This is a genomic window from Variovorax sp. GW821-FHT09A10, from assembly GCF_059418385.1.
Map to the genome: position 1 here is coordinate 655,112 of NZ_JBWKPT010000002.1, position 22,509 is coordinate 677,620.

The 22,509-nt window shown below is 72.1% G+C and carries 15 protein-coding genes; 7 read left to right on the plus strand and 8 right to left on the minus strand.

The genetic code is table 11. From position 1 onward, the window contains the following. The first annotated feature begins 27 nt into the window (after window positions 1-27). Window positions 28-1,026, plus strand: coding sequence for a tripartite tricarboxylate transporter substrate binding protein (locus tag AC07Q9_RS09865; protein WP_495309088.1), 999 nt, complete (start codon window positions 28-30; stop codon window positions 1,024-1,026). Continuing rightward, on the plus strand, window positions 1,023-2,210 hold the full coding sequence (locus AC07Q9_RS09870) for a M20 aminoacylase family protein (protein WP_495309090.1): 1,188 nt from the start codon (window positions 1,023-1,025) through the stop codon (window positions 2,208-2,210). Before AC07Q9_RS09865 ends, AC07Q9_RS09870 begins: the two co-directional genes overlap by 4 nt. Before the next feature lie 4 nt (window positions 2,211-2,214). Here AC07Q9_RS09870 and AC07Q9_RS09875 read toward each other — a convergent pair whose 3' ends face one another. Continuing rightward, window positions 2,215-3,096: an AraC family transcriptional regulator gene (locus tag AC07Q9_RS09875; protein ID WP_495309092.1), complete on the minus strand. Its 882-nt coding sequence runs from the start codon at window positions 3,094-3,096 to the stop codon at window positions 2,215-2,217. A gap of 107 nt (window positions 3,097-3,203) precedes the next feature. Here AC07Q9_RS09875 and AC07Q9_RS09880 point away from each other — a divergent pair, with 107 nt between their 5' ends. The 4 genes from AC07Q9_RS09880 to AC07Q9_RS09895 are packed head-to-tail and all read left to right on the plus strand — an operon-like array spanning window position 3,204 to window position 5,718. Continuing rightward, the gene (locus AC07Q9_RS09880; RefSeq protein ID WP_495309094.1) at window positions 3,204-3,752 is read left to right on the plus strand and encodes a carboxymuconolactone decarboxylase family protein; all 549 of its coding nucleotides are present in this window, start codon (window positions 3,204-3,206) and stop codon (window positions 3,750-3,752) included. Between the two features lies 1 nt (window position 3,753). Next, entirely contained in the window at window positions 3,754-4,305 is a 552-nt protein-coding gene (locus AC07Q9_RS09885; RefSeq protein WP_495309096.1) for a redoxin family protein, read from the plus strand. A gap of 22 nt (window positions 4,306-4,327) precedes the next feature. Beyond that, window positions 4,328-5,020, plus strand: a complete 693-nt coding sequence (locus AC07Q9_RS09890) for a glutamine amidotransferase (protein WP_495309098.1) — start codon at window positions 4,328-4,330, stop codon at window positions 5,018-5,020. After that, the gene (locus tag AC07Q9_RS09895; protein WP_495309100.1) at window positions 5,017-5,718 is read left to right on the plus strand and encodes an MOSC domain-containing protein; all 702 of its coding nucleotides are present in this window, start codon (window positions 5,017-5,019) and stop codon (window positions 5,716-5,718) included. The genes AC07Q9_RS09890 and AC07Q9_RS09895 overlap by 4 nt, the downstream gene beginning before the upstream one ends. Window positions 5,719-5,724: 6 nt before the next feature. On the opposite strand, the gene AC07Q9_RS09900 is transcribed toward AC07Q9_RS09895, so the two are convergent. Genes AC07Q9_RS09900 through AC07Q9_RS09910 form a run of 3 tightly spaced genes read right to left on the minus strand, consistent with a single transcriptional unit; the run spans window position 5,725 to window position 7,194 of the window. After that, the gene (locus AC07Q9_RS09900; protein ID WP_495309102.1) at window positions 5,725-6,354 is read right to left on the minus strand and encodes a type II secretion system protein GspJ; all 630 of its coding nucleotides are present in this window, start codon (window positions 6,352-6,354) and stop codon (window positions 5,725-5,727) included. After that, window positions 6,351-6,716, minus strand: a complete 366-nt coding sequence (gspI, locus tag AC07Q9_RS09905; RefSeq protein WP_495304868.1) for a type II secretion system minor pseudopilin GspI — start codon at window positions 6,714-6,716, stop codon at window positions 6,351-6,353. Before gspI ends, AC07Q9_RS09900 begins: the two co-directional genes overlap by 4 nt. Further along, window positions 6,706-7,194, minus strand: a complete 489-nt coding sequence (locus AC07Q9_RS09910; RefSeq protein WP_495309104.1) for a prepilin-type N-terminal cleavage/methylation domain-containing protein — start codon at window positions 7,192-7,194, stop codon at window positions 6,706-6,708. Before AC07Q9_RS09910 ends, gspI begins: the two co-directional genes overlap by 11 nt. A 159-nt stretch (window positions 7,195-7,353) precedes the next feature. Between AC07Q9_RS09910 and AC07Q9_RS09915 the strand changes: the two genes are divergently transcribed. Beyond that, a complete protein-coding gene (locus AC07Q9_RS09915; protein ID WP_495309106.1) occupies window positions 7,354-7,785 on the plus strand; it encodes a type II secretion system protein N in 432 nt (143 codons plus the stop codon). A gap of 13 nt (window positions 7,786-7,798) precedes the next feature. Here AC07Q9_RS09915 and AC07Q9_RS09920 read toward each other — a convergent pair whose 3' ends face one another. The 4 genes from AC07Q9_RS09920 to AC07Q9_RS09935 all read right to left on the minus strand — a co-directional run bounded on the left by AC07Q9_RS09920 (window position 7,799) and on the right by AC07Q9_RS09935 (window position 22,468). Continuing rightward, window positions 7,799-8,416, minus strand: a complete 618-nt coding sequence (locus AC07Q9_RS09920; RefSeq protein ID WP_492683310.1) for a transposase — start codon at window positions 8,414-8,416, stop codon at window positions 7,799-7,801. Between the two features lie 14 nt (window positions 8,417-8,430). Continuing rightward, a complete protein-coding gene (locus tag AC07Q9_RS09925) occupies window positions 8,431-9,066 on the minus strand; it encodes an RNA polymerase sigma factor (protein WP_495309108.1) in 636 nt (211 codons plus the stop codon). 125 nt (window positions 9,067-9,191) lie between these two features. Beyond that, window positions 9,192-22,136 carry a filamentous hemagglutinin family protein gene (locus tag AC07Q9_RS09930; protein ID WP_495309110.1) on the minus strand — a complete coding sequence of 4,315 codons (12,945 nt, stop codon included), beginning with the start codon at window positions 22,134-22,136 and terminating at the stop codon, window positions 9,192-9,194. Continuing rightward, entirely contained in the window at window positions 22,127-22,468 is a 342-nt protein-coding gene (locus AC07Q9_RS09935) for a FecR/PupR family sigma factor regulator (RefSeq protein ID WP_495309112.1), read from the minus strand. The genes AC07Q9_RS09930 and AC07Q9_RS09935 overlap by 10 nt, the downstream gene beginning before the upstream one ends. Window positions 22,469-22,509 lie beyond the last annotated feature (41 nt).

Below are 22,509 nucleotides of genomic sequence, written 5' to 3' on the forward strand. Positions count from 1 at the left end.
CCACGAGCCGGCACCACCCCAGGAGACATGACTTTGACGACGACTTCGCTCTTCCGATCCGCGCTGCTGCTCGGCTGCGGGCTGATGCTGCTGGCCGCGGGCCCCGCCCGCGCCGACGGCTTTCCCGCCAAGCCCGTGAACCTGATGGTTCCCTACCCGGCCGGCGGCCCCTCGGACGCCACCGCGCGCATCTTCACCGTGCCGCTGGGCAAGGCGCTGGGCCAGCAGGTGGTCGTGGAGAACCTGGGCGGCGTGAGCGGCGCCATGGCCGCGCAGAAGGTGCTGGCCGCGCCGGCCGACGGCTACTACCTCTTCCAGGGCTCGCCCAACGAGATCATCCTGGCGCCGCTGGCCAATGCGGCCGTGAAGCTCAAGGCCGAAGACTTCCGCATGGTGCACCCGGTGGCCGAGGCCGTGATGGTCTTCGTCGCCCGCAAGGACCTGCCGGCCAACAGCGTCGACGAACTCATTGCCCTGGCGCGCAAGTCGCCCGACAAGCCGCTGTCGTACGGCAGCGTGGGCATCGGCTCGCTCTACCACCTGATCCTCGAGAAGGTGCAGCTGGACACCGGCGTGAAGCTCATGCACGCGCCCTACAAGGGCAACGCGCCGCTGCTGCAGGATATCGGCGGCGGCCAGGTCGACTTTGCCGTGCTGGTGTACAGCGCCGCCATGGGCGCGCTGGCCGACCAGGGCCGGCTGAAGATCCTCGGCCAGCTCGGCGGACAGCGCTCGGAGCTGCTGAGGAACGTGCCCACCGCCAGCGAAGGCAAGGAGCTGAAGAACTTCAACTACAAGACCTGGAGCGGCTTCTTCGTGCGCAAGAACACGCCCGAGGACGTGGTGCAGAAGCTGCACCAGGCCGTCGGCGCGGCGCTGAAGGAAACCAGCGTGCGCGAGCAGCTCGCGGCCCAGACGCAGCTGGCCTCGCCGCAGACGACGCTGGCCGAATCGGCGAAGTTCTACGAAGCCGAAACCGCGCGCTACCGCGACATCGCCAAGTCCATCCGCCTGGAACCCCAATGAGCACCACCCCCCTCCTGAACGACCTGCACGCCAGCGCCGACACCTTCATCGGCATCCGCCGCGACATCCACCAGCACCCCGAACTCGGCTTCGACGAGCACCGCACCTCGGCGCTGGTGGCCGAGAAGCTCCAGGCCTGGGGCTACACCGTCGAGCGCCACGTGGGCGGCACGGGCGTGGTGGGCCGGCTGGTGCGCGGCAGCGGCACGCGCCGCCTCGGCTTGCGCGCCGACATGGACGCCCTGCCCATCGACGAAGCCACGGGCCTGGCCTACGCCAGCGCGCACACGGGCGTGATGCACGCCTGCGGCCACGACGGCCACACGGCGATGCTGCTGGCGGCGGCGCAGCACCTGGCCGAACGCGGCCGCTTCGACGGCACGCTGAACCTGATCTTCCAGCCCGCCGAGGAAGGCGGCGGCGGCGCGGTGCGCATGATCGACGACGGCCTGTTCGAGCGCTACCCCTGCGACGCCATCTTCGCGATGCACAACATGCCCGGCATGGCGCAGGGCCGGCTGGCAATGCGCGAAGGCCCGGCCATGGCCTCGTCCGACTACGCCACCATCACCCTCACCGGCGTGGGCGGCCATGGCGCCATGCCGCACCGCGCGGCCGACCCCATCGTGGCCGCGGCCAGCACCGTGATGGCGCTGCAGAGCGTGGTCTCGCGCAACATCGATCCGCTGCAGATGGCGGTGGTCACGGTGGGCGCCATCCATGCGGGCAAGGCCAACAACGTGATCCCGCAGAGCGCCGTGCTCGAGCTGAGCGTGCGCGCCCTCGACCGCGAGGTGCGCAAGAAGATCGAAACCCGCATCAAGGCGCTGGTGGCCGCGCAGGCCGAGAGCTTCGGCGTGCAGGCGCAGATCGACTGGCGGCCCGGCTACGCGGTGCTGGTCAACACGCCCGAAGAAACCGCCTTCGCGCGCACCGTGGCCGAAGAACTCGTGGGCCCGGCGCAGGTCACCTGGCAGACGCCACCGCTGCCGGGCAGCGAAGACTTCGCCTTCATGCTGGAGCGCGTGCCCGGTTGCTACCTGCTCATCGGCAATGGCGACGGCGACGCGCACGGCGCCTGCATGGTCCACAACCCGGGCTATGACTTCAACGACAGCAACGTTGCCGTGGGCGGCGCCTATTGGGTGCTGCTGACCGAGCGCTTCCTGAGCGCCGCGAACTGAACGTTCAAGCAGACTGCCGCGCGAGCCATTCGCGCGGCGACACGCCCACCTTCTGCGCGAACAGGCGCGACAGCGCCGAAGCGTTCGCGTAACCGAGGCTGTCGGCAATCGCCTTGACCGACGCGCCCGTGCGCAGCTCGGCCTGCGCGATCGTCAGGCGCCACTGCGCGAGGTAGTCGGCGGGCGTCGCGCCCACCACCGACTTGAAGCGCGCCGCGAACGCGCTGCGCGACATGCCGGCCTCGGTGGCCATCTGTTCGAGCGGCCAGGGCTCGCCCGGGCGCTCGTGCAGCGCGACCAGCACGCGCGCCAGCTGCGGATCGCCCAGGCCCGTCAGCAGGCCGGCGGGCACGCCGCTCTCCTGCGGATGGTCGAGCAGCCAGCGCAGCAGCTGGATCAGCACCACCTCGAACAGCCGGTCGGCCAGCAGCCGGTGCCCGCACAGCACGCGCCCGGTTTCCGCGAACAGCAGCGCCAGCGAAGCTTCGAGGCCGTCGACCGCGTGCAGCGGCAGCCGCACCAGCGGCGGCAAGGCGCGCACCAGCGGGTGCGCCTCGCCGCCGTCGAAGTCGACCGTGGCGCAGACGAAGTCCGAGCCTTCGGTGGGCGCGTTGTGAAAGTCGTGCGCCAGCGGGCGCGGGTAGAACAGCAGGCTGGGCTCCTTCACGACCAGCTTGCGCGGCACGCTGGCCGCGCGCACCGACGGCGCCGAATGCGTGACCACCATCTCGCCGCGCCGCATCACATGCAGGAAGCTGCGCCCCTCTTTCGCCGCGAAGTGCGTCACGCCGCACAGCGGCCCCGTGTGGAACAGGTGGGCCCGCACACGGAAACGCTCGAGCAGGGACGAGAGCCTGTCGATGGGCGGAGGAGTCTGGGCCGACATTGGACGAAAAGGTATGTTGAATGGATGAAAGCATTCAAATCATACGGACTGCTGGAAGACACTGCCATCAACGTCATTGCTGTCACCACCCCTGAAAGGAAGTCTTCATGTCCCGAATCCACCTCGTCTCGGACACCGCCGCCACCGGCGACGCCCAGGTCCTGCTCTCCCAGATCCACGGTGCCTTCGGCGCCACGCCGAACATGTTCCGCGCCGTCGCCAACTCGCCCGCGGCGCTGCGCAGCCTCTGGGGATCGTTCGGCGCGCTCGGCGGCGGCGTCATTCCGGCGCAGCTCGGCGAGCAGATCGCCGTGGCCGTGGCCGACCGCAACGCCTGCCACTACTGTCTTGCAGCGCACACCGCGCTGGGCCGCAAGGCGGGCGTGTCGGCCGCCGACATGACGGCCGCGCAGGCCGGCGAATCGACCGACCCGCGCACGGCGGCGGAACTGCGCTTTGCGCTCAAGCTCGTCGACGCACGCGGCCAGGTGAACGACGCCGACGTGCAGGCCCTGCGCGCCGTGGGCTTCGACGACCGGCACATCGTCGAGATCCTGGCCCACGTCGCGCTGAACCTGTTCACCAACTACGTGAACGTGGCCTTCCAGGTGCCGGTGGATTTCCCGCAGGTGAAGCTGCGCACCGAGACGGCCTGACATGGCCTGGCCACGCCCCGAGGCGCCCGAGCTGCAGGTCGCGCAGTGGCTCAACACCGACGCGCCCGTCACGCTCGCGTCGCTGCGCGGCCGGGTCGTGGTGCTGCATGCGTTCCAGATGCTGTGCCCGGCCTGCGTGTCGCACGGCCTGCCGCAGGCGAAGAAGACGCGGCAGCTCTTCGCCGCGAAAGACGTCGCGGTGATCGGCCTGCACTCGGTGTTCGAGCACCACGACGTCATGACGCCCGCCGCGCTCGACGCCTTCGTGCGCGAGTACCGACTGGGCTTCCCCATCGGCATCGACCAGCCCTCGCCCACCGGCGGCATTCCCGCCACGATGCGCGACTACCAGTGGCAGGGCACGCCGAGCACGGTGCTGGTCGACCGGCAGGGGCGCCTGCGCATGAGCCACTTCGGGTTGATCGACGACATGGCCTTGGGCGCTGCCATCGGGCAGCTGGCGGCCGAGGAGGCGCCTGCGCACCTCATCGCGCAGCCTGCGAGCGATGCATCGCCAGACGGCCCGTGCGACGACACCGCCTGCCGCGCCTGAAAGAAGAAAGGACACTCGCCGCATGCCATGCATCGCCCTGCAACACCTCGCTTTCGAAGACCTCGGACGCTTCGCCAACGTGCTCACCCAGGCCGGCCACGTTATCGACTACCGGCAGGCGGGCCCGTCCGCGCTCAGCGTTGACGAGTGGCGCCACGCCGACCTCGTCGTGGTGCTCGGCGGCCCCATCGGGGCGTACGACACGGCGACCTACCCCTGGCTCGCAGAAGAGATCGCCGGCCTGCGCGAACGGCTTGCGCTGCAGCGCCCCACGCTGGGTCTGTGCCTGGGCGCGCAGCTCATGGCCCGTGCGCTCGGCGCGGGCGTGTATCCGTCGGGGCACACGGAGATCGGCTGGGCGCCGGTCGACCTGAGCGCGGCGGGCCAGGCCTCGTGCCTCGCGGCGCTGGAGGGCGAACCCGTGCTGCACTGGCACGGCGACACCTTCGACCTGCCGCCCGGCGCCGAACTGCTCGCCAGCACCGCACGCACGCCGCACCAGGCCTTCCGCCACGGCCGCCATGCGCTCGCGCTGCAGTTCCATCCCGAGGCCGACCCCGCGCGCATCGAGCCCTGGCTCATCGGGCACCACCACGAACTGGCCGCGGCCGGCATCGACATCCCCGCGCTGCGCGCCCGCAGCGCCGAGCTGGCCGAGGTGCGCTCCGATGCCGCGACGCGCATGCTGACCGCATGGCTGGACCCGCTCGCATGACGCAGCCCGCCCTGCCCATCGACGCGCTGCTGGTCGGCCCCGTGGTCCTGCTGCCCGACGGCCGTTCGCGCAGCGGCATCCGCAAGACGCCCACGGCCGATGCGCTGTGGCTGTCGCCCACCGGCCTGCAGGGCGACGCGCAGGCCGACCTGCGCATCCACGGCGGTGTAGAGAAGGCCGTGCACCACTACCCGCGCGAGCACTACGCGGGCTGGGCGGCGGGTGGCCACCGCACCGAGCTGCTGGCGCACGCGGGCGCCTTCGGCGAGAACATCTCGACCACGGGCTGGAACGAATCGACCGTGTGCATCGGCGACGTGGTCCAGCTCGGCGACGCGCGCGTGCAGGTGTCGCAGGGCCGGCAGCCGTGCTGGAAGCTCGATGCGCACTTCGGCAGGCCCGGCATGGCGCGCGAGATGCAGGCGCGCGGCTGCACGGGCTGGTACTACCGCGTGCTCGAACCCGGCTGGGTGCGGGCCGGCGCCCTGGCCACGCGCGTGGAACGCCCGCATCCCGAGTGGCCGCTGTCGCGCCTCATCGCGCTGCTGTTCTCGCGCGACGCGCGCTTCGCCCCCGAATGGGAACAGGCCGCCGCCCTGCCCGCTTTGGCCGAGCGCTGGCGCGCCACCTTTCGCAAGCGGGTGGACGCGGGGCGCGTCGAAGACTGGGAGCCGCGCCTGCGCGCACCTGAGGCCTGACGCAGTTCAGAACGCCAGCACGCGCCGGAACGACCGCGGCGTGGCGTCGTTGCCCGCCGACACCGCCAGCAGCAGTTCCACCCCGGTGGCCGGTGCGCGTGCCGGCGCCACGCCGGGCAGGCGGCGCCAGCCCAGGCCGGGCTCCCAGGCGCGCAGCTGGAAGGTGGCGACACCGTCGAGCACCGCCACCCGGTCCGCAGGCTCGGGCGCCTGCAGCGGGAACACGGCCGACACGGGCCCCGCCGCGCGGTAGAGCACATCGCCGCGCACCCACCATTGCACGCGCTGCCACTGCCCGGGCGCGGCCGGCGCGGTGCGCACGATCTCGACCACGAACGGTGCGCCGTTCGGCTGGCGCGCCTGCATCGCCACCGGCAGCAGCGGCGCGGCGGCCGAAGGATTCGCCGATGCAGTCGCCGGCACCGGCAGCTCGGTGGTCGCTCGCAAAGCCACGTCGCGCTCGAACTGGTCCAGCGCGCGCAGCAGCCGGGCCACGCGCTCGGTGCGGTCTTCGAGCTGGTCGTTCGCGCGGCTCACGCTGTCCAGGCCGCGCCAGGACATCACGGCGAGCACGGCCATGAGCGCGATGGCGATCATCACTTCGACCAGCGTGAAGCCGCGCTGCGTGCGCTTCATGGCGGTGCGCTGCGTGTGTGCAGCGTGGCCAGCAGCCGGTCTTCGTCATCGGCCGCGTAGACCTGCACGCGCACCGGCCGCAAGCCATCGACCACGGTCCCGACCTCCAGCCGGCAGACGAAGCGGATTCCGCCTTGCGGGCAGTCGCTGCGCGACACGCCCGGCGTGGTGGGCGCGCCGCCCAGTTGCAGTTCCGCCAGCTGGTTGCCCGCCGACAGCATCGCCAGCGACTGCCGCTCCAGCAGGCCGAGGTTGCCGATGGTGAGGCTCGAGGCGCGCACGATCGCGGCCAGCGCGATGCTCACGATGGTCAGCGCGATGAGGATTTCGATCAGCGTGAAGCCGCGGTTCTTAGCGCACATGAAACGCCCCGGACGCATCCCGCGTCACCGTCACCGTGGCCGCGCCATGCCGCAGTTCGCGTTGCCAGCTGGCGCCCACGGGCTCCGACGTGAGCACGACCGGCCCCGCCGGCACGACCTCGACGGGCCCCACGCGCCAGCCGCGCGGGCGCAGTTCGTCGTCGGCGGCAAAGGTGTCGAGCGCGCCGAGCGTCGTCACCTGCGGGATCGCGCTGCCGCCGCGCTGCACCCAGGTGCCGCGCGCAAAGCGGTAGCCCTCGGCATCGGCCTGCCACGCGATCGTGCGGCCGTCCACGCGCACCTCGTTCTGCGCCACGGCCAGGTGCCGCACCAGTTCGCGCGCGTCGCGCCGCAGTTCCTGCGCGGGGTCGGGCGCGATGCCCAGGCCGATCGCGGCGGTGGCGATGCCGACGATGACCAGCACGATCATCAGTTCGATCAGCGAGAAGCCGCGCTCCCCGCCCATGCGTGGTCGCATGCCGCTCGTCATCCCGTCGTGGAAACACGCCATGCGGCCGATGCTAGGCAGGCTGCGTGATGCCGCGATGAAACGCAGTGCTGACACGAAACCCCAACGCCCGCGTGATAGACACAGGGGGTGCCCGCCGCCCTCGCGGCCCGCTGACCGCCCTTCACCATGCGCCCTTTCACGCCCCCCTCCGCCCGCCTTCTCGTTCATGCCGCGGGCCTGTCGCTGGTCGTGGCCGGTGTCGTGACATGGGCCCGGCTGCTCACGCCGGCCGCGCCGCCGGTGCGCGCCGCGCCCGCGCAGGCCGCTGTCGCCGATCCCACGGCCGATGCGCTCGCCGCCTGGTTCGGGCCCGGCGAGGTCCGCGCGAACATCGCGGTCAAGGGCTTGATCAAGGGCGCGGGCCAGGCCGGCGTGGCCGTGCTGTCGGTGAACGACGGCGCGCCGCAGCCCTACCGGGTCGGCGATGCGCTGGGCCGCGCGCTCACGCTGGCAGGCATCGAGGCCGACGCGGTGACGGTCGACAAGGCCGGCACCTCGCTGCGCATCGCCGCGCCGGTGCTGCCCACGGCGCCCGGCATCGTGCGCGTCGCGCCCTGAACCTTCGCGGCGCTCAGGGCGCCGTTTCGCGCGGGCGCGCATCCGGCGCCGAGGCCCAGTTCGACAGCGCATGCAGCAGCCCGCGGTTGACGCGGAAATCGCCGTCGCCCGACTCCGGCAGGAAGGCGCCCGACAGCGCCCGCGTCACGACACGCACCGCACGCGGATCGCCGCCGAAGGCTTCGAGTTCGCGCGCAAAGGCGGCGCGCGCGGGCAGCTCGTCGGCAAAGCGCTCGAAGCCCACGAACCAGCGAAAGAGCATGTTGTAGGCCAGGCTCTCGTGCACCTTCTGCGCGTCTTCGAGCGAATAGATGATCTGCAGCATCAGGCTCTTGAACAGCGTCGCCGCATCGACCGTGCCGCCATGCTGGCGCTCCAGCTCGGCCAGCAGCGTGCGCTCGTGGCGCAGCGTGTCTTCCACCTGGTCGCGCAGTGCCACCAGCGGGTGGCTCTGGGGCACCAGCGCGCGCAGGTTGTCGGCCTGCACCCAGGCCTGGTGGCTCACGATCCAGACCCAGGGCGAGCCGTAGCGGTTGACCGCCACCGGGCCTTCGCGCGCGCGCTCGACGATCTTCGAGAGCCGGGCATCGAGCTCCTGCATGGTGACCCGCAACGGCGACATCCACTTCATCTTGTTCGCTCCCTTCACGTTGCCGCGCCGTCCCGACGCAATTCGGCCAGCGCCTGCCGCAGCGTGGTGTCGACCCGCCGCGCCGTCGTGCCCTGGCGCCGGGCCACGTCCTGGCGCGACATCTCGTGCCAGCGCAGCGCCAGCAGCACCGAACGATGGCGCTGCGGCAGGCGTGCCATGGCGCGGTCGATGGCGGCGACGTCCGAGCGCGCCTGCGCGATCTGCGCCGGGCCGGGGCGCGGGTCGGCCATCGCCTCCAGGTCGGCGCCCTCCGCGCTCACGCCCTGCCAGCGCTTGCGCGCGCGGATGCGGTCCATCGCGAGGTTGGACGCCACGCGGTACACGTAGGCGTCGGGGTTCGCGGGCACCTCCTGCAGCGTGCATTCGCCCAGCCGCAGCCAGGCCTCGTGCAGGCATTCGCTGGCCAGGTCCGCGCAGCCGAGCTGCCGTTCGAGGCGCCGTTGCAGCGGTGCGTACTGCGCCACGAGATGCTGCTGCAGCTGCACGCCCGGCGTCGGCGCCGCCACCGGCCGTGGGGCCGGGCGCAGCGCGGGCAGCGCGACCCGGTCGTCGATCAGGCGCCAGACCGAAGGCCGCATCGAGGAGAACCGGTCCGGGGCGCGTCGCAAGGCGTGAGGATGGGGAGTCATGGTCGGTTTCGCTGAGCGCCCGTCGCGCCGCCCCGGACTCTCCGGTGGCGGCAGCGGCCAGGCCTGGGACAACAAGGGAAGGAACACGGGCGCCCGTCGGCCGGGGCGCGGGCTCGACGGGTCGTTCAGCGTTGCAGGTTGGCGCGCTCCTCGTCCGTCAGTTGCCGGCTCATCGCCGGCGGCAGGCTGCTGCCGCCGCCGAGCACGCGGATCACGCTGCGCGGGTTGTAGCTGGCGGCGGTGGTGCTGGCCTTGGCGCTGTCGGCTGGCGCCTGTGCGCCGTTGCCGGCACCCCCGCTTGCGGGCTCGTTGCCGAAGCCCAGCACGCGCACCGTGAACACCGACGGCAGCGCCTGGCGCGCCGCCGCGCGTTCGCGCTGCATCACGTCCTGCGCCGCCATGCTGGCCTGCGAGGCGGCGGCACTGGCGTTGGTCAGCGCGCCCACGTTCACCGAGGCCACCACCGGCAGGCCGGCCGATTCGCCCTTGACCTGGATGTTGGCGGCGTTCACCACCTGCAGCGCGGCCACGTTGACGTTGCCCGACACGCGGATGCCCGCCTCGCCCGCGTCGATGGTGCCCAGCGGCGCGATCAGGTCGACGTCGCCCGGCGGCACTTCGGCGATGGGCGCCAGCGTCGCGATGCCCGCGCCCGAGCTCGGGGCCTGCGGCGATACCTCGACGTTGCCGACGTTGTCGTACACGCGCTTGGGCGGCGTGAACACCACCGTGGTCTTGGCGCCGCGCCCGGCGTTGATGTCGCCCTTTTCCGACCACGCGAGGATGTCGCCGCCGAAGGTGGTCATGATGCGCGACAGCCCGAGCAGCAGGCTGCCCTCGCTGAAGAAGCGGATGTTGCCCTGCCCCTGCGTCAGCACGCCCGAGGTGGCCGGCGGCACCGCGCCCTGCACGCCCAGGATGATGCTGCCGCCCGGCGCAAGCATGTCGATGTCGCCGCCGAACTGGGTGCGCACGCCCGAGCCGCCGAACATGGTGATGTCGCCGTCGAGCGCCGCCCGCATGGGGAACAGCGTGGCGATCATCTCGCGCCCGCGCAGGTAGCTGCCCTGGCGCGGACCGTCCGCGTCGTTGTACTCGCGCCCGCCTTCGCGCAGCTCGGCGTAGTACACCTCGCGCAGGAAGATGCGCTGCTGCGCCGGGGCCAGTGCGTCGAAGTACGCGAGCGCCTGCGCGGTGCTGCCGGCGTCGAAGCCGTAGCGCGCCTTCAGCCAGGCAGCCAGTTCGGCCTCGTAGGTCTTCGCGGCCTTGCCCGGCTGCTGCGCCAGCGGCGTGCCGGTTTCGGCGCGGTTCGAGGGGTCGAGGTAGCGCGCGCGGACCGGCGCCATGTCCAGCCCCTGCGTCGCCGCCTGCGCGCCCACGCCGGCCATGAGCGCCACCGAGGCGCCGGGCCGTGTGTCGCCGGGCACGATGGGGCCGATCGAGGTGATGCCGCCGCGGTCTTCCTGCCGCAGGTGCCGGCCCGCCGAGACTTCGAGCGTGCCGGGGCCGGCGATGTCGATGTTGGCGTAGAGGATGTCGCGGCCGGCGGAGATCACCGAGACGTCGGTGGGCTGCTGGTGGACGATGAGGTTGCCGCGTGAACGCATGCTCGGGAGCTCGGTCGGAACTTCCCCCCAGAACGTGCCCGGCGCATCGCCGGTGTTGACGATGTCCCGGCCGGCCTTGATCCAGACCGGGCCGGCGGCCTGGTACCAGGTCGCGCTGCCGTCGGGCAGGGTCAGGGTCTCCCCGGTGCGCAGGCCCACGATGTCGCCGCTGCCTGCATAGAAGCGAACGGGCGGCGCCGCGACGTCGCGGGGCAGCGGCTGCGCGGCCGTGTTCGGGCCGAAGGCAAACAGCGTGGTCTGGCCGTAGAACAGATTCCCCGGGAAGGCGGAGCCCGTGGACGATGTGTTGGTGACCAGCACCTCCGCAGCCCCCGGCGCTTGTCCGACAAATGCGGGATTGAACGGCGTCGGCAGCGGCGTGCCGGTGCCCGACATGCCCATGCCGAGTTGGCCCGCGTAGATCGAGCCGCCCGACAGCATCTCGAATTCGCCGCGTGCGGAAGGCGCCAGGGTCAGCCCGTAGCTCAGTGCCACGGGGTAGTACCGTGCTTGCGGCAGCGCCGCGTAGCCGGCGTAGATGTTGCCCGTCAACGCGGCGGCGTGAAAGATGCCCGGATAGACGATCCATGCGTCGGGTGAAGTCGTCTTCAATGTCGCGTCGGCGCTGTCCCGGCGTGCCATCACGGGCGTGAGGTGCCCGCCCGCCGACAGCAGGTCGATCGCGCTGCGGTCGCTCCACAGGCTGAACCAGCCCTGCCCGCCTCCGTCGTAGCCGGTGCCGCCGACGCTGAAGGCCGAGGTGTTCGGCGTCGGAACGCGCCCGGGGTCGGCCGCGGCGCCGAGCACCAGGTCGCCGCGCGTGCTCAGGCGCATCGTCGCGTCGCCCGGCAGCAGGTTGATGCCGCCGCGCGCATCGGCAAAGGTCGGGTTGAAGGGATCGATGGCACGCGTGTCGATCGGGTCGCTCAGGTTGAAGTTGCTCGACAGGTACTGCAGGCCCAGGCTGCCGATCGACGCCGCGCGCACGTCGGTGCCGCCGCGCAGGTTGGCGATGGCGCCGGTCAGCACGAGGTTCTCCGCGGCCCCGTTGAGCGCGCGGTGCGGGTTCAGGGCGCCGGCCACGCGCATGTCGATGTCGCCGCCGCCTGTGAGGGTCAGCGCACCGTCCGCGCCGACGCGGCCGGTGCTCGCCACCGCGAGCACGAGCCCGCCGCTGCTGGGTCTGTCCTGCGAGTTCACCAGTGGCTGCGGCGTGCGCGGTGCGATGGCCCCTGCATCTCCAGCGACACGCACGCTCAGGTTGCCGCCGCCCAGCGTGCCGAAGCCGGTGAAGCCTGCCAGCGTCGGCGGGGTGAACGTGCCGGGCACGACAGTGCCGCCGATGTAGGCGCCGAAGTTGATCCACCATGCGCTCGGGATCGGGCTGTCGATGCCCGCCGTGCCCGAGCCTTGCCGCCAGAGCCAGTTGCCGGCCAGCACGCTCGAGCGTTCATCGGAGACGATGTGACCCACGAGGTCGCCGCCCGCCGCGATCAGCAGGTTGCCGCCCTGGTCGGGGTACCACGCGCGGTAGGCCGAGAGCGCGCCGTTGTAGTCGGTCAGCGGCGACTGCGGCCCCAGCAGGCCGTCGGCGTTGGTGCCGCGCGGGCGGTTGTGGCCCGCCTCGGTCGCGGTGGCCGTGCCGGCGGTGTACACGCCGAAGGGCGAACGCATCCGCAGGTCGCCGGCTGCCAGCAGTTCGAGGTCGCCGGTGCCGGTGCGCAGCACGCTGAAGGCGACGGCGTTGCTCGGTGAGCCGATGGCGACCGGATCGCCGCCACCGCCGGGCATGCATTGCTCTGCGCTGACGTCGCACCAGAAAAGTTCATCGGGTGATACCGGTGTGCCGGGTGGATGGCCGAACCAGTTGCCCGGCGCCCAGACCATGCCACCGGGCGTTTCGATCCTGAACTTCAGCACGCTGTGCGCATCGGCCAGCTGCAGCGCCGCGCGCGAATCCGGCCGCGTTGCCCGGCGGTCGGCCGCGCCGAGGTCGGCACCCGCCACCAGCTGCAGGTCCCACGAGGTGGCGCCTTCACCGAGCATCGGAGCGATCGCCCAGTTGCGCCCCTGCACGCCATCGACCGTGGGCCGCAGCTGCACCGGCGTGTTGCCGGGCAGTTCCAGCAAGGTGTTCGACGGAATCAGCGCGCCGCGCGCGAGCTGCAGCGGGCCGGCCATGGTCATCTCCACGGGCAGCTCCACGCCCTTGGGCCAGGTCAGCGCACCCACCGAGGCCGGCGAGCGCAACGCGGTGCCGGCGCCCAGCCGCGTCTCGGGCGGCAGCGTCACGGCCGTGGCCAGCACCGAGCCGGCGGCATGGGCCAGCGAACCGTCGGGGCGGTAGATGTTGGCCGCGACCACGGTGCCGGCCGGCAGGCTCCACGGCGCTTGCAGCACCGCGTCCACGGGCAGCACGGTGCCGGCGGGCAGCGTGGTGGGGTTCACGGCCACGCTGTAGTTGAGGGTGGCGCCCGCGGGAAAGCGGGTGCCGGTGTCGAGCGTCACGCCATCGATGGGCACGATGACGGCGCCGCCGGCGTAGCGCCCTTCGCCGAGCATCCAGCCCACGTCGTCCGGCGTGGCCGGCGGTGGCGCGAAGCCGTCGTTGATGCTGCCGTGCACGTTGAGTGCGCCGGCCGCGCGGATCACCAGCTTGCCGGGCTCGCCGAAGCCGCGCCGCGCCGGATCGCCGCGGTGCGCCGCGGGGCCGTAGCGGTAGCCCGAGAGGTCGAGGTCGCCGTCCACCGTGAGGTCGCCGTTCGGGTTGTTCAGCCGGTCGCTCACGATCTCCACGCCCGGGCGCAGGTGGTAGCTGCCCAGGCCTGCGAGGCGTGCCGACAGCGAGGCATTGACCAGCGCCTTGTCGATGAAGGCGACGCTGTGGCCGTCGATCTCGTCGAGGAATTTCTGCGTGATCAGTTGCGGCCTGTGGCCCGTCACGTCGGGCGTGGAAGCCAGCGGCGCGTCGTCGTAGGTGCGGAAGGCATTCACCGCGACGGTCTTCGCGCCCACGATGGTGGGCGTGCCCTCGACCGCCACGGCCACGTCGTCCGCGCCGAGGCGCGGCGCATTGAGGTCGAGCGTGCCGCGCGCGCGGCCGTCGTTCTGTCCGGCGCGGGTGCCCACCGGCACGTCGGTGCCGGCGCGCAGGTCGATGCGTGCGCCGCTGCCCAGCGTGAGCGTGCCGTCGCGGCTCGTGAGGTCGACCACGGCGCGGTTCGGGCTGTCGATGATGCGGCCCGCGCTGTCCACGCGCAGGCCGGTGCCGTGCGCGTCGAGCGTGCCGTTCACGCGCAGGTCGCCCGCCGCGGCCAGCCGGATGGTGCCGACCTGCACGCCGCTCGCGTCGATGCGCCCGTCCACGCGCAGGCTTCCGCCGTCCAGCGCAATGGACACCTCGCGCGCCTTCACGCCGTCGCCCACCACGAGGTCGCCCTGCTTGATCTGGAAGCGCCGCGCGCCGAACACGCCGCCGTCGTTGAGCCGCTGGTTCAGGCCCGCGAAGTCGGGCAGGGTCCGAGCGCGCACGGTCAGCTCGCCCGCGTCGTAGGGCACCAGGGTGCCGCCGACGTCGTAGCTGCCGCTGGCGGCGCCGCGCAGCGCGCCGTCCAGCGCGACATGGCCGGCGCCCTCGCCCAGCGCCACGGCCTCGATCGTGCCGCCGCGCTGGCGGTGCGCCGACACATCGATGAGGCCGCCCGCCGCCTGCGTGATGTGGCCGGCCGCGCTGGTCATCAGCAGCTCGCCGCCGGCGCTGTCCTTCGCCACGTCGAACAGCGTCACGGTGCGGCCCGACAGGTCGATGCGCGAGGCCGCGCCGAGCGTGACGTTGTCCGTCGCCGCCAGCACCAGCCGGCCGGAGGGCAGCACGATGCTGCCCTCCAGCCCGACGCGCTTCCCCCTGAGTTCCAGTGTCGCGCCCAGCGCGTCGCTCGTGCCGGGCGCCACGCCCTCGGGCACGGCCACGGTGATGTCGCCGCCCGCGGTGATGCGCATCGTCGAGGCCGCCTGCCCCGTGAGCACCGGCGCCACCACCGCGAGGTTGCCGCCTTCGTAGGCATAGCCCTCGCCCGGCGTGTACGCGCCCTGCCGCTGGTGCACCGCGAGCGTGCCGCGACCGCTGGCCGTGACGCGTTCGCTGGCGTTCAGTTTCACGTCGGCAAAGCCCAGCGCCAGGCGCGCATCGGTGGCCTGGCCGCTGGGCTGTGCATACGGGCCGTGGCCCAGCACGATGGTGCGGGCGCCGATGTCGAGCGTGCCCGCTCCCAGCAGGTCGGCCATGGCCGCGCCGGGCACGGCGTCGGAGCCGGACCAGACGAATTCGCCCGCCCGGATGGCTGCCACATCGCCCGCCGCGCCGTAGCCGTGGATCGCCGGCGTGCCGAACACCAGCCGGTCGAGGCCACTGGCGTCGAGCTTCACGGCGCCGAAGATGTTCACGGCGTCGCGCGCGTTGAGGATCAAGGTCTCCAGCGCCGGCGCGCCGATGGCGGTGTTGCCCGCCAGCAGGCGGTCCAGCCGCACCTGGTTCAGCGCCAGGCCCAGCGGCAGGCGGCCGTTGGCGCCTGCGGTGGCAATGGCCGCATCCTCGCCGAGGTTGACCGCCGCCACCGCGAGCGACAGGTTGCGCGTGCCGTAGGACACGTTGTCGGTCAGCGTCAGCGCGCCGTTCGTGGCGATGGCCAGCGTGCCCTCGGACACCAGCTGCGTGGTGCCGCTGCACGAGGCTGTCACGCACTGGCCGACATGGAGGCCGACCGCGTACTGCGCATCCGCCGGCGTGCCCAGCTGCAGGTTGAACCAGCCATTCGACAGCGCCAGCACCGAGGTGCCTGTGAACACATAGCCCGCGCTCGAATCGAAGCCCGAGGCCTTCTGGCCCAGGGTGCTGAGCGAGGCGCCCTCCTCGATGACGATCTGCCCCTCGCCCGCGTAGCTGGGGCTGCCCGCCAGCACGATGTCGCCGGCCGACAGGTGCGCGCCGCTGCGCACCACCAAGCTGCCGTCGCCGCCGATCGTGGCCAGCCGTCCGCGCTGGCCGTACTCGACGAAGATGCCGCCATTGAGCACCAGCCGCGGCGCATGCAGCTTGCTGAGTTCGTCGGCCCGCACCGACGATCCGGCCAGGTCGGCGGCGGCCGTCTGCCCCGCCGCCAGCACCTCGCCCAGCCCGCGCACGTTCACCGTGCCGCCGAAGCCGTCGGTGCCGGGCGCCGCATCCAGGCGCACCTGGCCGTCGAAGGTGAAGCCCAGGCGGTTCGTGTCGCTGTCGGTGGGCTTGGCCAGGAAGACGTCCAGCGTCTTCGCGTCGACCGTGAGCATGCCGCGCGCGAAGCCCTGGCGCGCTGCGTCCGCGCGCATGAACGTGTTGTAGTCGGTCTCGCGGTAGCTTGAATGCGCACGCACCTGCGTGCCCGGCGTGAGCACCAGGCGGTTCGGCAGCGTCTCGCGGATCGCGGTGTGGGCCACGCCCAGGTAGCCGGGCGCGACATACGAGCCGTTGCCCACGCCGGTCACGCCCGACAGGCCGATGCGGTCGCCCGCGCCGATCTCCACGCGGAAGGCGCCGGGGAGCAACGCATAGGTCGAGGGCATCAACGTGTAGGTGCCGGCCGGCAGGCCCGGTACGCCGGCCGCAAGGGTGACCTGTTGTCCCACCGCCGGTGCGCCGAAGCCCGCCTCGGGCGCCACCGGCGCATAGCGGGCCGCGCTGCCGGGCACGATGGCGTACACGCCGCTGCGGCGGTCGCTGTAGGCGTTGAAGGGGTTCGCGTTCGCGAGCGGCGTGGCCAGCACGTCGACCGAGCCGCCCCGGCCGGTGGTGAAGCCCGCGCCCGACAGCGTGCCGCCGCCAGACAGGTCGAGCAGCGAGCCGGCCTGCGCGTCGACATGGCGGGCGTTGGCGCCGATGCCGCGCCCGACGATGGCTGCACCGACCATGCCGCCCGCTGCGTCCGGTGCCACGGCCTGTCCGCCGTAGCGATAGATCAGGCCGTCGACCGTGCCGCCATAGGGCATCTGCAGGCCCGCACCGCTCACCGAGGTTTCGCTGCCTGCGAGCAGCGTCACCCGTTCGGCCACCTCGCCTGTGAGGTTCGAGCCCAGTTGCAGGCGCCCCAGCGGCGCACGCAGGATGCCGCCCTGCTCGATGGTCTCGGCGCCGAGCCGCAGGCTGCCGAACACCGAGTACGGCATGGCGACCTCGCCATCGCCCTGGCGGCGGATTGCCAGCACACTGCCCTCGGCATAGCGCGGCGCCTCGCCGGAGGCGGGGTCCCGTGGCATCACGCCGGCCAGGATCTGTGCGCTGGCGCCTGTCGCCGGATAGATCTGGGCGGCCGTCAACGTCATCTGGCCGCTCGTCGACAGCTCGGTGGTCAGGTCGCCCTGGAGGCCTTGACCCACGCCGCCGCTCAGAAAGCGGATGTCGCCCCGGCTGGTGATCTCGACGGAACCGAAGCTGCGCCGGTCCACCGTGTAGCGTGCCGTGCCCAGGTTGACATCGGCGCGGGCACCGAAGCCGACCCGGTCGCGCACGTCGATCAGGTCGGCAGAGACAGCGAAGGTGCCATCGCCCGCCTGGGTGGAGGGGCCTTGTGCCCACCCGGCTTCGGGCATGACCGAGCCCTCCGGCATCTCGATGGGGGCGGGGGGTCTGCGCACACCCGCAAGCCGCACATACGGTGCGCTCAGCGACACCGATGTACCCGCTGCAGCGGTCTCGCTGTGGGCATAGGACGCCGCGTAGAAGCGCAGGCTTTGCCCCAGGTTCAGCGTGACGCTGCCGTCGAAGCTCAACGGTCCGTGAACCAGCAGCGACAGGTTGTCGAAGCCCCCGGCTTCGATGCGATCCACGCCGATCCGGCCCGTGCCTGTGCGCAGAAGTTGTCGTGCGTCGAACCGCGAGGTCGCCGCCGCGAGCGGGCTGTCGCCTTGCGTCTGGGCCAGCACCATCTCGCGGTGCCGCAGCAGTTCGCCCGTGGTGAGCGCGCCCGGGTAGACCGCTGATTCGAGCGCCACTGCCAGCGTGCCACCTGCAGCGCCCGCGCCGCCCGCCGCCGCACGCAGCGTGCCGTCCAGGTAGAGGCCCTGGCTCGACGAGAGGACGATGGTGCCGCCATTGCTCGCCACCGGCACCGGCGAGGTGATGCCGCGCGGCCCGCCCGCGCCGGGATCGAAGTCCGCGCGCGTGCCCGACGCATCGAGCAGCGCGCCCGGACGGATCACGACGAAGGCCTCGGGCGCCCGGGTCCTGCTGCCCTGCTCCCAATCGAATGCGCCACCGATGCGGATCGTGCCGCCATCGGGCACCTGGCCGTAGGCCCGGCCGAAGTTGTCGTAGGCCACCGCAGCCCGCGCCGAGGCGTCGAGCACGGCGCGCTCGCCGATCCACACCAGCCCGGGCTGGCCGGGTTCGCCCGGCAACCCGCTGCCCTCCAAGCTGATCGTGCCGCCCGGTGCGCGCAGCAGGCCGTCGACCGTGATCTCCCGACCGCGCAGGCCGATGGACTGGCCCGCATCGACCGTGATTTCCGCGCGCGACCGCACGTCGACCGGCGCCCGCGACACCGTGGCAACGCCGTTGTCCACGAGCGCCTGCAACTGCAGGCTCGCGCCGCCGCGCTGCGTGAGCACGCCGCGCACCGGGTCTTCGGTCCACAGCGGCGGCATCCACGGCACCAGCGCGCGATCGGGCGCGCTGCCGCCTGCAACGGTCTTCGCATCGGGTGCGAAGCGGTAGACAGGCATGCGCACGTCGAGCTTCGCACCGTCGGCCACGACAAGCCCGAGGTGTCCGTTGACGTCGTAGCGTGAGAAGCCCGACTGGAAGATGCCGCTGTCGACGGCGATCTGCGCCAGGGCCGTGACGGGCCGGTCGAACACCGTGCCGGCCGCCACCCGGGTGCCGCTCGCAACGATGAATTCGGCAGGGGCCACATGGCCCGTGGGAACGGTGACCATGCGCCCTTGCACACCGACTCCGTTCGGAAAGATCGCAGCCGAAACGACGTAGTCGATGGGGAAGCCCTCGGGGCCGATCATTCCGACGATCTTCGCCCCTGCAGGCACCGTCTGGGGTTCCCGGGGATCGCCCCGGGAGTACGACCTGAAGCGCTGGATCGAACCGTTCACGATCGCCTGGACGCTGAACGCGACCGCGGCGGCGCTGCGAGGCAGCACCCAGTCCGCGGCGATGGTGACGGCGTTCGTGTCGTTGTCCAGAAAGAGCGGCGCCGACCCCATCGCTTCCCCGGGGCGCGCGCGGGTGCGCTCGTACTGGTAATCAACCGGCAGGATGCTGCCCGCGACCACCTTGTAGTCCTCCAGCAGGATCAGGTCGGTGGCCGCGCGCTCGCCGAGCGCCTCGCCACCGATCACCACCCCCGTGCCCGACGCCATCCGCAAGGTGCCGCCACCGCTCACGCCGTAGCCCCGGATGTCGCCATCCGCATGCAGCAGGCCGTGGGTCGCCACCGAGGTGTTGCTGTCCGCCAGCAGGTCCACATCGCCGCCGCGCCCGCCGCGCGTCTTGCCGTTGGCCAGCACCGCGCCGCCCGACGACACATCGATCAGCGAACCCGCTGCCAGTTCGATCGCGCCCGTGGTGCGGATGCGCACCGCGCCGCCGTCGAGGTACGGCAGGCCGCTGCTGCCCGACGGGTCCATCTGCAGGTTGCTCCACAGCCCGCGCGCATCGAGCGTCACGCCGGGCGCGACGCGCACGCCGATGGCTTCGGGCAAAGTGCCCTCCGCCAGCGGCAGGCCGATGTCGCCCGGTGCCCCGACGTTGGTGGCGCTGCGCACCACGTTGCCCAGCATGATCTGGCCGCCGCGCGCCGTCAGGTCGGCGCGCACCGCCACCGTCGTCGCGTGCAGCGCGATGCGCCCGCCCGGCGCCACGCTCAGCGAGCCGTCCACCGCGACCTCCTTGCCGGCCACGGCCACGAGCGAACCCAGGCCGAAGCCGCTGAGCTGCCGGCTGTCCAGGCGCAGCGCCTCCTTGTCGGCAGCGGGCAGCGGGTCGCCAGCCCCGAGCCTCGCCGTGTCGGCGCCTGCCGCACCGTCTTCGAACACGATGCGATCGAGCGTCGGCACCAACTGGCGAAAGATGCCCACCGTACCTTTCGCGGGGTCGTCGTTGAAGCCGACGACCTGGTCGTTGCCGAGCGTGAGTTGGCCCGCGCGGGCCGCCGCAGCGTGCGACTGCGCGTAGCCGTCGAGTGCGGCGTCGCTCTTCGTGCCCTGCCCCGGCCCCTGGTAGGCGGTGGCCGTGATGTCGCCGCGCAGCACCGCCGCGCCCGTCGCCACTTCGAGGCGGCCCGCGTCGCGGCCCACCGTGTAGCCGTTCTCGAGCCGCTGCTGCGGACCGATCAGCGGGTTGTAGAAGTAGCCCGTGGTCTTGTCGCCCCAGCGCTTGTGTTCGTCTTCGAAGCCCTTGTAGACGCCGGTGTAGACGATGTCGGCCGGCGCGCTCGACGCCTCGTACAGCCGCCCGTCGCGGCCCTTGAGCCAGCTCTGGCGGATGACGCCGGTCTGCACGTCCAGCGTGCCGCCCGAGAGGTTGATGTTCGATCCTGCCTGCGTCACCACCTCGGCGCCCGTGAAGACCACGTGGCCGCCCTGCGCCGCCCATTCGCCGATGCCGTGGCCCTGCAGGCCCAGGTAGCCGCCCACCTCGAGCAGGCCGCCCGCCGTGTACCAGCGCTCGCCGTCGTAGCCGCCGGTGCCCGCCGCCACACGCGTGAGCTTGCGCCGGTCGATCCACACGTTGCTGTTGTTGAGCATCGTGGTGTCGCGGTTGACCGGCGCGTCGCGCTGCTCGTTGCCCTGGATGTTGATCTCGACGTTGTTCGAGGCCATGGCCACCCGCACGCCCACGGCGCCCGACACGTCGAGCCGCGCACCGTCGGCCACGGTGCTGCGCCCGCCCTGGCGGCCCGCGCTCACCGCGATCTGGCCGCCGGTGGCGAGCGTGGTCGAAGCACCTTCGAACAGCACGCCCCCGCCCGAGACGATCTCGATGCGCGACAGGTCGCGCCGGTCGTTGAGCTGCGAGAGGTTGTCGAACGCGCCCAATGCGGCGCTCCGGCGCAGCACGTCCTGCCTGGCCGACTCGTTGATGAGTGCGCTGCGCTGGCTGTCGAGCGCGGTGCGGCCGTCCTGCGTGTCGAGCAGCACCGCGTTCAACGCGCGCCCGGTGACGGTGACACTGCTCTTCGCATCGGCGGCCGATGCCAACAGATGGATCGTGCCGCGCGTGTCGACCGTGGTCGTGGCCAGCGCCACGCCGTCCTGCACCACCTTGCGCCCGGCCAGCGTGATGTCGCCCTCGGGTGCGCGCAGCAGGCCGGTGTTGCTCACCTGCCCCGCCGTGCTGTCGGGCAGGAACTGCGGCGCCACCTCGTTGCCGCGCGTGGTCGAGAAGGTGTTCTCGGCCGTGCCCTGCCCGGGGCGCACGATGAAGAAGTCGCCCGCGGCAAGCTGCGCCTGCCCGCGCGGCGTGGTGACGGTGCCGGCGTTGTGCACCTCCTTGCCCATCAGCAGCACGTAGCCGCCGCCCTGCGTCACCGAGGCCGGTGTGCGCGTGGTGAGCTGCGCGCCCGCCTCGATCTTCACCGCGCCCTGTGCATCGGTGAAGCTCGGTGCATAGCCTTCGCCCGCGCGGGCGCTGTGGATGCCGCGCGCCTTGAACTGGTCGTCGCTGATGTGCGCGGCGGCGGCCACGAGGTTGCGCGTGTCGGTCTGGCTGGTGCCGCTGAACACGACGCCGTTGCGGTTGGCGATGAGCACCGTGCCGTCGGCCTTGATCTGGCCCTGGATCTGCGAGGGCCGCGCCTTCGGGTCGTTCACGCGGTTGAGCACGGCCCAGTCGGCCTGTTGCTTGAAATCGACCGTGGTGTTGCGACCGACGTTGAAGGTCTCCCAGTTCAGCACCGCACGGTCGCCGGTCTGCTGGATCGCCACGTGCGTGCGGCCATCGGCCGACGGTGTCTGTTCGGGTCTGTTGGCGTTGTGCCAGCCGGCCGTGAGGCTGTGGGTGTCGACCGCAAGCCCGCCTTCGGTGAGACCGTCGGGTACCGACGACGGCGTGTTGCGCGCGGCCTCGCGCGCCGCCGCCTGGGCGGCCTGCTGCGCCGCGATGGCCTGTGCCGCGAGGTTCAGGTTGCTGATCGAGCGCTGCAACTGCACATTCGCCTGCTGCTGTTGCAGCCCCGGGTTCGTGAGGCTCGACGCCGGCATGCCGTTCGGCAGGCGCCCGCTCTGGACCGCACCGGCCTGCGCCGCGCCCTTGTCGGCGAACCAGGCGGGGCTGAAGGCCTGCCGCGCCTGGGCCACGCCCATCGCACCCGCGGTGGCCAGCGCCACGGCCAGCGCACGCGCCAGCGGCGTGAGGCGCAGCTCGCCCTCGGTCGAAACGGCGCGTCGGCGCGAAGAATGGGCGTGCGGATTCAGGACCATGATGAGCGGGAGCAAAACGGCGCGAAGGGAGAAACGGCGGGATCGAACGCCGCCCGGGAACCCGGACGGCGCACGGACACATGGATGTCGTTCGCCGCGCGGGCGATCGACGGGAATCGAGGGGCAGGCAACGGCCGCGTCTGGCAGGCCGCGGGCAACAGCAACTGCCACAGCGCAAGGGCCTCGCGCCAGGCCCGCGCATGCGCCGCGCTGCGTGCACACCAGCCCGCAAGCGCCTGCGCCTCGGCCTCGCTGCCATGCAGGCGGTTCAGGCGCACGACCCAGGCCAGCGCTTCGTCGCTCAGGCGGGTGTCATGAGGCGTCGGTTGCATACCCCATGACGAGCCTGCGCGATGCAACCCGTAAATTTTTT